General features: G+C 66.7%; 10 protein-coding genes. 4 read left to right on the forward strand and 6 right to left on the reverse strand.

Annotation, left to right across the window (positions count from 1 at the left end):
* Positions 1–100: 100 nt before the first annotated feature.
* The gene (locus SBP01_RS02895; RefSeq protein WP_320537415.1) at positions 101–1,615 is read left to right on the forward strand and encodes a helix-turn-helix domain-containing protein; all 1,515 of its coding nucleotides are present in this window, start codon (positions 101–103) and stop codon (positions 1,613–1,615) included.
* Positions 1,616–1,741: 126 nt separating this feature from the next.
* Here the strand turns inward: SBP01_RS02895 and SBP01_RS02900 are convergent, their stop codons facing one another.
* Genes SBP01_RS02900 through SBP01_RS02910 form a run of 3 tightly spaced genes read right to left on the reverse strand, consistent with a single transcriptional unit; the run spans position 1,742 to position 4,861 of the window.
* Complete coding sequence (locus tag SBP01_RS02900) at positions 1,742–2,755, reverse strand: TAXI family TRAP transporter solute-binding subunit (RefSeq protein WP_320537416.1); 1,014 nt, start codon at positions 2,753–2,755, stop codon at positions 1,742–1,744.
* Positions 2,748–4,196 carry a HAMP domain-containing sensor histidine kinase gene (locus SBP01_RS02905; protein ID WP_320537417.1) on the reverse strand — a complete coding sequence of 483 codons (1,449 nt, stop codon included), beginning with the start codon at positions 4,194–4,196 and terminating at the stop codon, positions 2,748–2,750. Before SBP01_RS02905 ends, SBP01_RS02900 begins: the two co-directional genes overlap by 8 nt.
* Positions 4,193–4,861 carry a response regulator transcription factor gene (locus SBP01_RS02910; RefSeq protein WP_320537418.1) on the reverse strand — a complete coding sequence of 223 codons (669 nt, stop codon included), beginning with the start codon at positions 4,859–4,861 and terminating at the stop codon, positions 4,193–4,195. The genes SBP01_RS02905 and SBP01_RS02910 overlap by 4 nt, the downstream gene beginning before the upstream one ends.
* Before the next feature lie 260 nt (positions 4,862–5,121).
* Here SBP01_RS02910 and SBP01_RS02915 point away from each other — a divergent pair, with 260 nt between their 5' ends.
* The 3 genes from SBP01_RS02915 to SBP01_RS02925 all read left to right on the forward strand — a co-directional run bounded on the left by SBP01_RS02915 (position 5,122) and on the right by SBP01_RS02925 (position 10,044).
* Complete coding sequence (locus SBP01_RS02915; RefSeq protein WP_275214134.1) at positions 5,122–6,516, forward strand: MFS transporter; 1,395 nt, start codon at positions 5,122–5,124, stop codon at positions 6,514–6,516.
* Between the two features lie 340 nt (positions 6,517–6,856).
* Positions 6,857–8,605 carry a pyruvate dehydrogenase gene (locus SBP01_RS02920; RefSeq protein WP_320537419.1) on the forward strand — a complete coding sequence of 583 codons (1,749 nt, stop codon included), beginning with the start codon at positions 6,857–6,859 and terminating at the stop codon, positions 8,603–8,605.
* A gap of 170 nt (positions 8,606–8,775) precedes the next feature.
* Positions 8,776–10,044 carry a serpin family protein gene (locus SBP01_RS02925; protein WP_320538270.1) on the forward strand — a complete coding sequence of 423 codons (1,269 nt, stop codon included), beginning with the start codon at positions 8,776–8,778 and terminating at the stop codon, positions 10,042–10,044.
* 226 nt (positions 10,045–10,270) lie between these two features.
* On the opposite strand, the gene SBP01_RS02930 is transcribed toward SBP01_RS02925, so the two are convergent.
* From SBP01_RS02930 to eda, 3 genes are all read right to left on the reverse strand, one after another.
* Positions 10,271–11,152 carry a hydroxymethylpyrimidine/phosphomethylpyrimidine kinase gene (locus SBP01_RS02930; RefSeq protein ID WP_320537420.1) on the reverse strand — a complete coding sequence of 294 codons (882 nt, stop codon included), beginning with the start codon at positions 11,150–11,152 and terminating at the stop codon, positions 10,271–10,273.
* A gap of 31 nt (positions 11,153–11,183) precedes the next feature.
* Positions 11,184–12,353: a ribosome small subunit-dependent GTPase A gene (gene rsgA / locus SBP01_RS02935; protein WP_320537421.1), complete on the reverse strand. Its 1,170-nt coding sequence runs from the start codon at positions 12,351–12,353 to the stop codon at positions 11,184–11,186.
* A gap of 314 nt (positions 12,354–12,667) precedes the next feature.
* A complete protein-coding gene (eda, locus tag SBP01_RS02940) occupies positions 12,668–13,297 on the reverse strand; it encodes a bifunctional 4-hydroxy-2-oxoglutarate aldolase/2-dehydro-3-deoxy-phosphogluconate aldolase (protein ID WP_320537422.1) in 630 nt (209 codons plus the stop codon).
* Between the last annotated feature and the right edge of the window lie 5 nt (positions 13,298–13,302).

The raw sequence follows: 13,302 nt of genomic DNA on the forward strand, positions 1-13,302 counted from the left end.
GTTGCAGTTCCGGCCGGCTGTCCCGGTGCGGTGTTTCTTTCCGTGATCACTACTTTTCCGCACTTCCAAACACTTCAATAGGGGAAAAGGGTGGAAAGAAATGCACTTCTTCGCGTATTCTCAAGAAATGTCGCCTGGAAGCTGGAATCGTGAAGTGGCCCCGCCGTCCTTGTCCGCCGCCGGTCCTGAGCTGGATGTCATCAGCCTGGGCCGCCGCGTCCGGCACCTGCGCAAACAGGCAGGTTATACGCTTGATGACCTCAGCGCCGCCGTCGGTACTGCGCCGAGCCAGCTGAGCCTGATCGAAAACGGCAAGCGGGAGCCGAAGCTGAGCCTGCTCCAAGGGTTGGCCGCAGCCCTGAACGTCACCATCGACCAGCTCCTCGGAGCCGAACCGCCGAACCGTCGCGCGGCCCTGGAAATCGAGCTCGAACGCTACCAGCGCGGGCCGCTTTACGAGTCGCTGAACCTGCCCAAGATCCGCATCAGCTCGCGGCTCCCGCTTGATGTGCTGGAGGCCCAGGTGGGGCTGCTGCACGAGCTTGAACGCAAGCTCAACGAGCAGGTGGCGACGCCGGAGGAAGCCCGCCGCGCGAACGGTGAGCTGCGTGCCATGATGCGGGAGCGGGGGAACTATTTTCCGGAGTACGAGGCCGAGGCGCAGAAGGTGCTCGCCGCCGTCGGGTACACCGCGGGGCCGCTGAGCCAGCACGTGATTGCCGATATCGCGGAGAACCTCGGCTTCACCCTCCATCATGTGGGTGACCTGCCCCATTCAACCCGGTCAGTGACGGATTTGAAGAACCGCAGAATTTACCTGACGCAGAGCCAGCGGCAGGATCATGACCCCCGCTCGGTGCTGCTGCAGGCCCTGGGGCACTACGTCCTGGGGCATGAAACCCCGAAAAGCTACGGCGACTTTTTGGCCCAGCGAGTGGCCACCAACTATTTCGCTGCCGCGCTGTTGCTGCCCGAGCAGGCCACGGTGGACTTCCTGCAGAAAGCAAAGACGGCCAAGGAGATCGCCGTGGAGGACATCCGGGACGCGTTCGCGGTGTCCTACGAAACCGCTGCACACCGCTTCACCAACCTGGCCACGCAGCACCTGGGCATCACCACGCACTTCCAGAAAACGCACCAGAGCGGCATCATCTATAAGGCCTACGAGAACGACGGCGTGACGTTCCCCATGGACCATACCGGCGCCATTGAGGGCCAACCGTCGTGCAAGTCGTGGACCTCCCGGGCGGTTTTTGATGTGCCGGACAAGTTCAGCGCCTACAGCCAGTACACGGACACGCCGTCCGGGACGTTCTGGTGCACGGCACGGACGGAGCGGTCGGCCAACGGCGAGTTCTCGTTGTCGATCGGGGTGCCGTACCAGCACGTGAAGTGGTTCCGCGGCAGGGAAACCACCGCCCGTGAAAAGTCCACCTGCCCGGACCCCAGCTGCTGCAAGCGGCCGCCGGCGTCGCTGGCCTCTGAGTGGGCCGGCAACGCCTGGCCCTCGGCCCGCGCCCACTCGCACCTGCTGGCCGCGATGCCGCCCGGCGCCTTCCCCGGCGTGGACGAGACCGAGGTGTACAGCTTCCTGCAGGCCCACTCAGGCACCTGACCCCCCCGGACACCCCCCGGGACGCTCTCTCACTTAATGCGGGTTTTTCCCGGATTCTCTCTCACTTTCTTGAGGAAAGTGAGAGAGGATCCGGGATTTTTCCGCATTAAGTGAGAGAGCGTTTCATCAGCCGTGGAGCTCCCGGTACGCCGCGGCCGCCGCGGGGTGGAGCGGCAGCCCCGGGGTGTTGATCAGCGATTCGGGGCTGAGGAACTGGACGCCCAGGCTGGACCGCGGAACGAGTTCCTCCGCGTGGCCCACCAGGATTTCCACTGTCTTCCGCACCGTCCCGGCGTCCGCATCGCTCCGGCACAGCAGGAGATTGGCCACCCCCACCGTCCAGACCGCCGGAATGCCCGGGTAAGCGCCTTCCGGGATCAGGACACGATCGTAGAACAGTCCGTATTTGGCCCGCAGCGCCGGAAGGAGCGCGGCCAGGTCCAGCAGCCTCAGGCCCGTGGCGCTGTGAGCAGCCGCGATGGCAGCAGTGGGCACGCCGCCGGACCAAAACAGCGCTTCAACCGAGCCCTTTTGCAGCGCCGCAAGACCCTCGTTGAGCCCCAGATTCAGGACAGTGACGGTACCCCCGGCGGCGGGTCCCGGTCCGGGCGCAGAGCTCAACCCGGCCGCCTCAATCAGCCGGGGTGTGGTCAGGGACGTCCCGGAACCGGGTTCCCCGACGGCCACGGTCCGGCCGGCCAGCCCTGCAATGTCCACGATGCCGCTGTCCCGCCGCACAACGCAGTGGACATAGTTCTCATAGACCTTCCCGACGGCGGCAATCCCGACGGCGGTTGCGTCGCCCGCCGCTGCCCGCTGGGCCGCCGAGTCAGAGAGTGCGACGCCGAACGTGGCGCGGCCCGCGAGGAGGAAGTCCAGGTTATCCAGGCTGCCGCCCGTTGTCAGCGCCGTGGCCTTGCCCGCCACCCCATGGCGTTGCAGTGCCTCCGCCAGCAGCCCGGCGAACTCCAGGTAGAACCCACCCGGTTCGCCGCCGGCGACGGTCACGGCGTCCGGCCGGTCATCACGCGTGCACCCGCTAAGAGCCGGCAGGAAGAGGCCGGCCAGCCCGGCGGCGAAACCGGCATTAAGCACCGCCCGTCGCGGCAGAGCGATTGGGAACGCGAGAGGATCATTCATCCGGCTTCTCCGGCTTCTCCGGCTCCGCGGCCACAGGCGGAAACTCGAGACGCGCAACCAGACCGTGCGGAGTGGCGTCGGAGAGCATCAGGCGGCCCCCGTTGGCGGCCGCCAGCTTGTCCACGATGGTCATGCCCAGGCCGGTGCCGCGGGTGCCACGGTTCCGGGGGGAGCGCCAGAAGCGGCCAGTGGCTGCTGCCCGTTCGTCGGCGGACAGCCCGGGACCGTCGTCGGCCACTTCAATGCCCACCGCGCCCGGAAGCGGACGGATGGCCATGCGGATGTGGGCACCCGGCGCGTATTTGAGGGCATTATTGATCAGTTCAGCAACCATCTGGGCCAGTTCGGCGGCGTTGCAGACGATGTGCGCCGCCGGTTCGGGCGGGCTGTCCACGGTTATGGAGGCACCGGTGCGCCGGGCGGCCGGCCCGGCCCGTTCGGCCTCCTCCTGGAGGGCCGGGTACGGATCGATGGGTGCCTGCATCCCGCCCGAAACGCTGCGGGACTCACCGGCCGATGCGCGGAACGAGTCTTCACTCACCCTGTGTTCCGCCGCCGCCAGCTTCAGCACACCCTCCAGGAGGCCCTCCACGTGCTCTAGTTCCGCCAGGACACCGGCCGCCGCATCTTTCTGCCTGGCGGTCTGCAGTTCGAGCTGGAGCAGGTCGATCCTCAGCCGGAGGGCGCCCACGGGATTGCGCAGCTCGTGGGAGGTGTCGGCGATCAGTTGCCGCTGCGATTCCAGGCTGCTGCTGACCGTCCGGGCCATCCTGCTGAAGGACCGGCTGAGCTCCCGCAGTTCCGGCGGCCCGGCCTCCGGAAGCCGGGCGGTCCGGCCCGTGGCCTCGAGTTCCGTCACCGCGGAGTTCAACCGATGGACCGGCCGGAGCACCCAGCCGGTCACCCTGGCTGCGACCAGCAACAGCACGGCGGCGAGCGCTGCTGCTGCCAGACCCACCAGCAGCCACCGCTCCCGCAGTTTCTGCCGGGCGGGGTCCAGATTAACCTCCAGGACCACTGCGCCCAGCACCTGGCTGGCGCTGCCGAAGGGCCGTGACACCACCTCAGAATCGGGTCCGAACGGCTGGAGCGGTGCAAGGGTGGTATCGCTGAGATTCAGGTTTGCGCGGGCCAGCGCTTCACCCGCATCGGCCCGTTCCTCGCTGAGACCGCCGGAGCGCAGCGTCCCGCCCTGGAGGCGGATCAGGACACCTTCGCCGTAGAGTTCGGAGTATCTGTCCATCTCCGTCTGGAGCCCCGCGGACCCGCCGGCCGTGGCGGCGTCGAAAGCCACTTGGGCGAACCGGTTGAGCGCCGTCACCCTCTTGATCTGGAGTTCCTGGGTCAGTTCCCGGCTGACGGACGCCAGAATGGCGGTGGAACCAAAGACGACCATAACGATGGACAGCACGCTCAGGATGGCCAGAACGCGCAGCTTCACGCGGGGTCCGCCTCAATCCGGTAGCCGACGCCACGGACGTTGATGATGAAGCCCGGCCGCTGGAGCTTGGAACGCAGCCCCGTCAGGTGGACGTCCAGGGCGCGGGAGGAGGCCACGAACGCGTCGCCCCACAAGGCGTCCAGGATCTGTTCGCGGGTCACTACCGAACCCGCGTGGCCGGCCAAAAGCGCGAGCAGGTCGAACTCGGTGGCCGTCAGCGGCAGTTCTTCCGAACCGCGGGCCGCCACCCGCCGTTCGAGGTCGATCTCCAGGTCACCCAGCACGATGTTCTTTTGCGTCGCGGCGGAGTAGCGGCCGGCGCGGCGGGTGACCGCCTCGATGCGCGCAAGGAGTTCAACGAGCTTCACCGGCTTGACGAGATAGTCATCCGCTCCGGACCGCAGCCCAAGCACCACGCTGCGTTCGTCGTCGCGCGCGGTAAGGATCAGGATGGGCACCGCGGTGACCTGGCGCAGTTTCCGCAGCACCTCCAGGCCGTCCATGTCCGGGAGCCCAAGGTCCAGCAGGATCACGCCGAATGTCCGGTGCACCAGCAGGGCATCGGCCCCGCGGGCAACACGGGTGGGATGGTGGCCCGCGGACACCACCGCGGCGGCGAGCGCGGAAGCCATGGCGTCGTCGTCCTCGACGATCAGCAATTCCATGGCACGGTCCCTCTTCCTGATGGTGGGCACCCGAAATCTGCCCGCTTTGGAGATTACCCCCAGCCCCCGGCGAAACCTAAGGAAGTGTTAGGAAATGGCCTGCCACGTAGGTTGTGCCGTGCATCACCCATACCGTGGATAAGGCCCTCGGCGTGTGCGGGGGACCGTCAATGTCGAGGAGGAACCATGGGCAATGTTGCCATGGACAGCAGGAAATTACGCCAGGAAGCCGCGGCGCCGCAGCTTAGGAAGGTTCAGCGATGAGCACCCAGCAAACCGAAGTCCCGAGTGAGGCAGCCCAGACCCGCCGGGCAGTGAGCAACATCCTCAAGGGCTCAGCAGGCAACCTCGTGGAGTGGTACGACCTCTACGTTTACACGGTCTTTGCCGCGTACTTCCAGTCCCACTTCTTCAACTCCAAGGACGACCTTCAGGCCGGCCTCGAGGCGATGGCCGTGTTCTCGACGTCGTTCCTCATGCGTCCCATCGGTGCCTGGTTCTTCGGCCGCTACGCCGACCGGAAGGGCCGCAAGGCGGCGCTGACCCTCAGCGTGACGCTGATGTCCGCGGGCTCCTTCGCCATCGCCATCCTGCCCACCACGCAGCAGGTGGGTGTCTGGGCACTGGTGTTGCTGGTCCTGATCCGCCTGATCCAGGGCTTCTCCGTGGGCGGCGAATACGGCACCAGCGCCACCTACATGTCCGAGGCCGCCACGTCCAAGCGCCGCGGCTTCTTCTCCAGCTTCCAGTACGTCACCCTGATCGGCGGCCAGATGCTGGCACTGCTGGTGCTGGTCATCCTCCAGAACTTCATGCCTAAGAGTGACCTCACCGAGTGGGGCTGGCGTATCCCGTTCGCCATCGGCGGCGTGGCTGCCCTGGTGGTCCTGTGGCTGCGGCGCTCGATGGAAGAGACCGTTTCCGAAGAGCAGGTCCTCGCCGCCAAGGCCCCGGTTGCGGCCGGCGAAGCGCAGCCGGGCACCATGCGCCTGCTGCTTACGAGCTACTGGAAGCCGCTGCTGATCTGCATCGGCGTCACCCTCGGCGGCACCGTGGCGTTCTACACCTACACCAACTTCATCCTGAAGTTCATGAACGATACCTCCGGCATCGCCAAGACCGACACCTCCGTGATCAACTTCTGGGCCCTGTTTATCTTTATGCTGCTCCAGCCCGTCTACGGCATCATTTCCGACAAGGTGGGCCGCAAGCCGCTCCTGCTCTGGTTCGGCATCACCGGCGTGCTGTTCACCTGGCCGCTGCTCTCCACGCTGGCCGGCACCAAGGATCCGTTCACCGCGTTCCTGCTGATGATGGGCGGCCTGCTGATCGTGGGCGGCTACACCTCCATCAACGCCCTGGTGAAGGCTGAACTGTTCCCCGCTTCGATCCGTGCGCTGGGTGTTGGCCTGGGTTACGCGATTGCCAACTCGCTGTTCGGCGGCACCGTTCCGCTGATTGGTGCGGCGTTCCAGAAGGCCGAGCGGGTGGATCTGTTCTTCACCTACGTCACCGTTGCCATTGCCATTTCGCTGGTGGTATACATCTTCGCCCTGAAGAACAAGAAGCCCACGCACCTGGACCACGAACAGGGCCACGCCTGGAAGCGACCGGCCACGGACGGGGACAAGGACAAGGACGCCGTCAACGCCTAGCGGCTCCTGGGGTCCACAGTGCACTCCGGCGGACTTCGGCGGGGAGAGTTTCAGGTGACGTACGACGGCGGGTGCCCACCCGCCGTCGTCCGCCCACTCCGCCCGGTGCCCCCGCCACCCACGGACGCTCTCGCACTTAACGTGGGTTTTCCCGTGACGCTCTCTCACTTTCTTCAGGAAAGTGAGAGAGCGTCAGGGGTTTTTCTGCGTTAAGTGAGAGAGCGTTCCGGCTGGGTCCTGACGTGCGCGCACGCGGCGGGACTATATTGGCCCTGTCGGCTCATCAACAGCCAGCTCTTCAACCAGCCAGCCCTTCAACCTGATCGCGGGAGTGTGCACCATGGCCAAAGAACTCGCCAACCAGCTCATCGAACAACTCCAGGCTGCCGGTGTGCAGCGGATTTACGGGATCGTGGGCGACAGCCTCAACCCGATTGTTGATGCGGTCCGGCAAACGGGAGGCGCCAAGGAAGGCGGGATCGACTGGGTCCACGTCCGGCACGAAGAGGCGGCAGCCTTCGCCGCAGCAGCCGAGGCCCAGCTGACCGGCAAACTGGCTGTCTGTGCCGGATCCTGCGGGCCCGGCAACCTGCACCTGATCAACGGCCTGTACGACGCGAACCGTTCCGGGGCACCCGTCCTGGCCATCGCCTCGCACATCCCCAGCAAGCAGATCGGCAGCAGCTTCTTCCAGGAAACCCACCCTGACCGGCTCTTCAACGAATGCTCCGTCTACTCGGAAATGGTGAGCACCGCCGAGCAGGCGCCCCGCGTGGTGCACAGCGCCATCCAGCATGCCCTTGGGCTCGGCGGCGTGGCTGTGGTGACGCTCCCCGGCGATATTGCCGGGCTGGAAGCGACCGCACCGACGCCCCTCCCGGCCACCTTCCGGCGCGCCACACTGACGCCTGACCCGGCAAGCGTGCAGGAACTGGCGGATGCGATCAACGACGCCGGGAAGGTGGCGATCTTCGCCGGGGCCGGGGTGGAGGGTGCCCACGATGAGCTGATCGCGCTCGCGGAACTTATCAACGCCCCGATCGGCCACTCCCTCCGCGGCAAGGACTTCGTCCAGTACAACAACCCCTTCGACATCGGCATGACCGGCCTGCTGGGCTACGGCGCTGCCGCCGAGGGGATCGAGGACGCCGACCTGCTGATCCTGCTGGGCACCGACTTCCCCTACGACCAGTTCCTGCCGGAAACCCGCACCGCCCAGGTGGACCGGGCCGCCCACCGGCTGGGCCGGCGGACGGATGTGGACGTCGCCGTCCACGGCGACGTGCTGCCCACCCTGGCCGCGCTGATGCCCTTGCTGAAGCCCAAGAAAAGCCGCCGGTTCCTTGACCAGATGCTCAAGAAGCACGACAGGCTGATGAACAAATCCGTCCGTGCCTACACCCGCAAAGTGGAGAAGAAGCAGCCCATCCACCCTGAATACGCGGCATCACTCCTCGACCAGGTTGCGGCGGAGGACGCCATTTTCACCGCGGACACCGGCATGTGCAACGTCTGGACGGCCCGCTACATCAATCCGCTGGGCACCCGCCGGCTGATCGGTTCGTACCTGCACGGTTCCATGGCCAATGCCCTGCCGCACGCCATCGGCGCCCAGCTGGCCTACCCCGGGCGCCAGGTGGTCTCGGTTTCCGGCGACGGCGGCCTGTCGATGCTGCTGGGCGAACTCATCACGGTGGCCGCACACAAGCTGCCCGTCAACGTGGTGGTTTTCAACAACTCCACCCTGGGCATGGTCAAGCTCGAGATGCTGGTGGACGGACTGCCCGATTTCGGGGTAGACGTGCCCGACGCCGATTACGCCGCGGTGGCGCGGGCGCTGGGTTTCCACGCCGTGCGGGTCGCCGATCCGGCGCTCATCGAGGGGGCCTACCGGGCGGCATTTGCCCATCCTGGCCCCTCGCTGGTGGAGCTCATCACCGATCCGCAGGCGCTCTCGCTGCCGCCGAAGATCTCCGGCACGCAGGTGCTGGGGTTCGCGACGGCCATGTCCAAGGTGGTGCTGAACCGCGGTGCCGGCGAGGCGGTCAGCATGGCGCGGAGCAACCTGCGAAACATTCCACGGCGCTAAGCCCGGGTCCGGTGCGTCCGCCAGCGCCCGCGCGTCGCCTGAGACGGAAATGAGCGCAAAGCGTGACCCTGCCGCGCTCGCCGTGGACCGCCGTCGCTGATTGACTGGGACGAGGCGGATTCCCGCCTGATGCGCCGGGGGAGGCAACGGAAGTGTTTCGTTTACAGCGGATGATGGCGTTCGGCGCGGTGCTGGCAGTGGCAGGATGCGCGGCCCCGGCGCCGCCGGAGCTGGTCACGGCCGACGGCGTTGAACGGGTTTCGGTGGACCGCGCCTCCTACGCCGCTGAACTGCGCGCCTTCCGGGCGTCCGCATTCGTCCTCGGTTCGGCACTGCTGACCGACGGCCGCGACGGTCCGAGCGGGAACGTGGTCTCCTCACCCGGCAGCCTGCTGGTTGCCCTCGCCATGCTGCGGACCGGAGCGTCCGGCGGTACGGCCGCCGAGATGGACGCCGTCCTGCAATTCCCTGCGGAGAGGCGCGATGAGGCGATGAACGCGGTTCTCGCCTCGCTTGAGAAGTTCGACGGCGACCCCGGCTCCGTGGATGAGGAGAACCCGCCGCGGAAACCGGTGATGCACGCAGCGAACGGACTGTTCGTGGACAGGGGCGTGCCCGCCGGGAAGTCCTTCCTGGACATCCTCGCCCGGCACTACGGAACCGGCGTGTATCCCGTGGACTTCAGCGATGAGGGTACAACCAAGCCGGCCATGGATGCGTGGGTGAACCGGAACACCGGCGGGCGGATCAAGGAAGCCCCCGCAAGGTATGACCCCCGGAACACGTTCAGCCTGCTCAATTCCCTGTACTTCGCCGCCGCCTGGAGAGCGCCGTTCGACCCGAACAACACCTCCGATCTGCCCTTCACCACAGCCGCCGGCGAGGAGATCGACGTGCCGGCCATGCACAACGAAGTCAGGATGAAATATGCGGAAGGTGCCGGCTGGCAGGGGGTTGACCTTCCCTACGCGGACAGTTTTGTCATGCGGTTGGTCCTGCCGGAACGCTCATCCGATGCCGCCGGCCGCCCCGTCCCTGCGGACTTCGGTCCGGCGAAGCTCACAGAAATCGCCGACGCCTTGGATGCTGCCCGGCCGGCCTCCGTGCAGATCCGGCTGCCCCGCTGGGACCACAAGTCCAGCTTTGACCTGCGGAAGGTTTTCGACTCCCTCGGCCTGCAGACGATGCTCAACACCACGGAAGACTTCAACACCATCCAGCATCAGATGATGATCACCCAGGCCGCCCAGGCAGCGAACATCACGGTCGCCGAGAAGGGCACCGTTGCCGCCGCGGTAACCCAGATCAACGGCATGGTGACCGGTGCCCCGCCGGAGCCCGAGCGGAGCCTCGACTTCAACCGGCCGTTCCACTACCAGGTTGTGCATGTGGAGACCGGCCTGCCCCTGTTCATGGGAACGGTGGCCGACCCGCGGTAGGGGAGCGGCTGGCTGCCCGGGGGTTCGGAACGGGTGATTGCGGGCATTACCGCGACTGCCCGCCGTCGTCCGTTTGCTCCGGACGCTCTCTCACTTACTGCAAGAAAATCGAGAACGCTCTCTCACTTTCTTGAAGAAAGTGAGAGAGCGTCGTCCGAAAACCGGCATTAACTGAGAGAGCGTCCTCGGGTGTGGTGGGGTCGGGTGGGGAGATGGTGGGGGGTGGCTAGCGCGAGCCGCCCTGCCAGAGGGCGTCGAACGGGGCTCCGGAGGCCACCCGGTTCCGGATCCCTGCCGTGACAAAGGCCTTGGCGGTCCGCGCAGCCTCGAGCGGCGCGGCGCCCTTGGCCAGTTCCGCCGTCACCGCGGCGGCCAGCGAGCAGCCGGCACCGGACACGGCCACCTCGCCCACTTTGGGGGCGCTGAGGACTTCGAGGGTCTCGCCGTCGTAGTAAACGTCGACGGCGTCCGGTCCTGACAGCCGCACCCCGCCCTTGGCGAGCACCACGGCCCCGCTGAGCTCATGGATGCGGATGGCCGCGGCCTTCAGGGACTCGACGTCGGTGATCACCAGGCCGGACAGCGATTCCGCTTCAAAGTGGTTGGGCGTGACGAACGTGGCCAGCGGCAGGATTTCCGCTTTGAGGGCCTGGTCCGTGTCCAGCGCGTGGCCGGGTTCCTGGCCTTTGCAGATCAGCACCGGATCCAACACCACGTTCCGGAAGTCACCCGCCGCCAGGGCTGCTGCCACGGTGCCAATGGTCGCAGGGCTTCCCATCATGCCGATCTTGACGGTATCCAGGACCGGGCGGCCCGGCTCAGTCCCGCCGGAGGGCGCCCCGGCAGCGGCGCCGTACGCCGCCGTCGTGGCTTCCAGCTGGTCCGCGATCACCTGCTGCTCCATGGGCACGAACCGGTGGTTCCAGTTGTCGTTGGGGTCGAAGGAGACGATGCAGGTGAGGTTGGCGATGCCAAAGACGCCCAGCTCCTGGAACGTCTTCAGGTCAGCCTGGGCGCCGGCGCCGCCGGTGGCTTCGGAGCCTGCGATCGTGAGGACGACGGCGGGGGACTGGGCGGGGGACTGGGCAGCGGTTGAAGCAAAGGTCATGGATCCATCCTGCCATCCGCCACCCGGTGGCTCAGCGCCGCTTCCGCTTTGAGCGCTGTTCCTCCTCCCGCTCTGATCTGGCCCGTTCTGCTGAACGCTGGGATTTTCCCGCGCCCACCACTTTCTGGTGCCACTCGCGCTGGTAGGCGCGGGTGGCTGCGGCATCCTTGCGGCGGGCCAGCGCGGCCTGTTCGCGTTGGAGTTTCCGGTAGTTGTTCCAGCGGCGGTCATCGAGCGTGCCGTCAGAGAGGGCGGCCTGCACAGCGCAGCCGGGTTCGTGCTGGTGGGCGCAATCGGAAAACCGGCAGAGGCGGCCAAGCTCCTCCACGTCCCCGAACATCTGCTGCATCCCGTCGTCGGCGTCGAACAGCCCGAACCCGCGGACGCCGGGCGTGTCCATGAGGACCGTGCCGTGCGCCAGCGGCACCAGTTCCCGCGACGTGGTGGTGTGCTTGCCCCTGAAATCACCGGCCCGGACCTCGCCGGTGTGCTGCACGTTGTGGCCAACCAGGGCATTGATCAGGGTGGATTTACCTGCCCCGGAGGGCCCCAGCAGGACAAGAGTGCTGCGCGGCGGCAGATGTGCCAGCAGGTTATCGATCCCGTCCCCGTTTTCCGCCGATGTGGTGACCACATCAACCCCTGCCGCCTGCAGGATGACCTGCCCGACGACGTCGTCCGCCACGTGCGTCAGGTCGGCCTTGGTGATAATCACCAGGGGAACGGCGCCGGAATCCCAGGCGGCGACGAGGGTCCGTTCGAGCCGGTTGTGCGTGAGCGGCCGGTCAACCGGGACCACGACGCCGATCACGTCCATGTTCGCAGCAAGGACCTGGGCGGCCGAGGAGTCCTCGAAGGCACGCTTCCGGCTAAGCTCCGAATGCCGGGGCAGCACGCTGAGGATCTGGCGGTCACCCGCACGGTTGGGTCCCACCCACACCCAGTCGCCCGTGACCGGCACATCCGCATCAAGCGGGTAGGGGAGGTGCAGGAGCTCCATGCCCACAGCCACCAGAACGAGGCTGCGGTCAACCCGCACCACGCGGCCGGGCTCGCAGGGATTGTCCGCGCTGGAGGCGGGTGCGGGGTTTTCGGCGAAGTGCCGCGCGACGGCCGGGTTGTAGCCGTAAAGGGTTGGGCCGGCGATGCCGGATGTGGACGTAACAGGACTGGCCAGGCCGGGGCCTGAAGAATTTTTCACTGTGTGATACCTCGGGAAGGAGCCCCCTGGCACCGGCCACTAGCGGGCAAGGCCCAAGGGTGTGGCATCCCGCGGGCAGTGCCCTATGCGGTACGGAAGCTGGGGGCGGGGGTGGTTATTTTGATGGTTTCGAGGCGCCGAGGGCGCACGGCAATGGCAATCATCAAAAACACCTCCCTTCCCGCTGCGGTCCGGTCGACGTGGAAACCGGACCGGCTTCCACTGTAGCTTCCGCCCGAGGCTTTCCGCCATGGTTTTCGCATGGCTTTCGCCAGTGGCTTTCTCGGTCCGAATCTCGCCCGGAGGCCCGTGAACTAGCCCCGGCTGAGACCGGCAGCATCGTGCGCGAGCCTGGTGATCTGCTCCCAGTCATTGCTCTCGACGGCTGCGCGCGGGGTCAGCCAGCTGCCTCCCACACAGGAGACATTCGCCAGCTTGAGGTAAGACGGCGCTGAGTCCAGGCTGACGCCGCCGGTGGGGCAGAACTGCACCTGCGGGATGGGAGCTCCGATGGCGGCTAGGTAGTCCGGGCCCCCGGCGGGCCCTGCCGGGAAGAATTTCATGGCCGTCAGACCCCGTTCGAGGACAGCCATTACCTCGCCCACGGTGGCCACGCCGGGGAGGACCGGGATGTTCAGCCGCAGCATGTGGTCCAGCAGTGCCGGTGTTACCCCGGGGCTCACCAGGAACTGCGCACCGGCTCCCGCCGCGGCGTCGGCCTGCGCGGGTGTGAGGATGGTGCCGGCCCCCACCAGGATGTCCGGCACCTCGTTGGCGATCCGCTTAAGCGATTCGAGGGCGCTGCCGGTCCGGAGCGTGAGCTCGATGATCCGCACGCCGCCGTGAGCCAGCGCCCTGGCCACGGGAACCGCGTGCTGTGGGTCGGCGATGGTGACGACCGGAATAACGGGGGAAACGTGCAGGACGCTGGTTGCGTCAGCCATGGGTG

The organism is Pseudarthrobacter sp. IC2-21, assembly GCF_034048115.1.
In the GTDB taxonomy this organism is placed as follows: domain Bacteria; phylum Actinomycetota; class Actinomycetes; order Actinomycetales; family Micrococcaceae; genus Arthrobacter; species Arthrobacter naphthalenicus.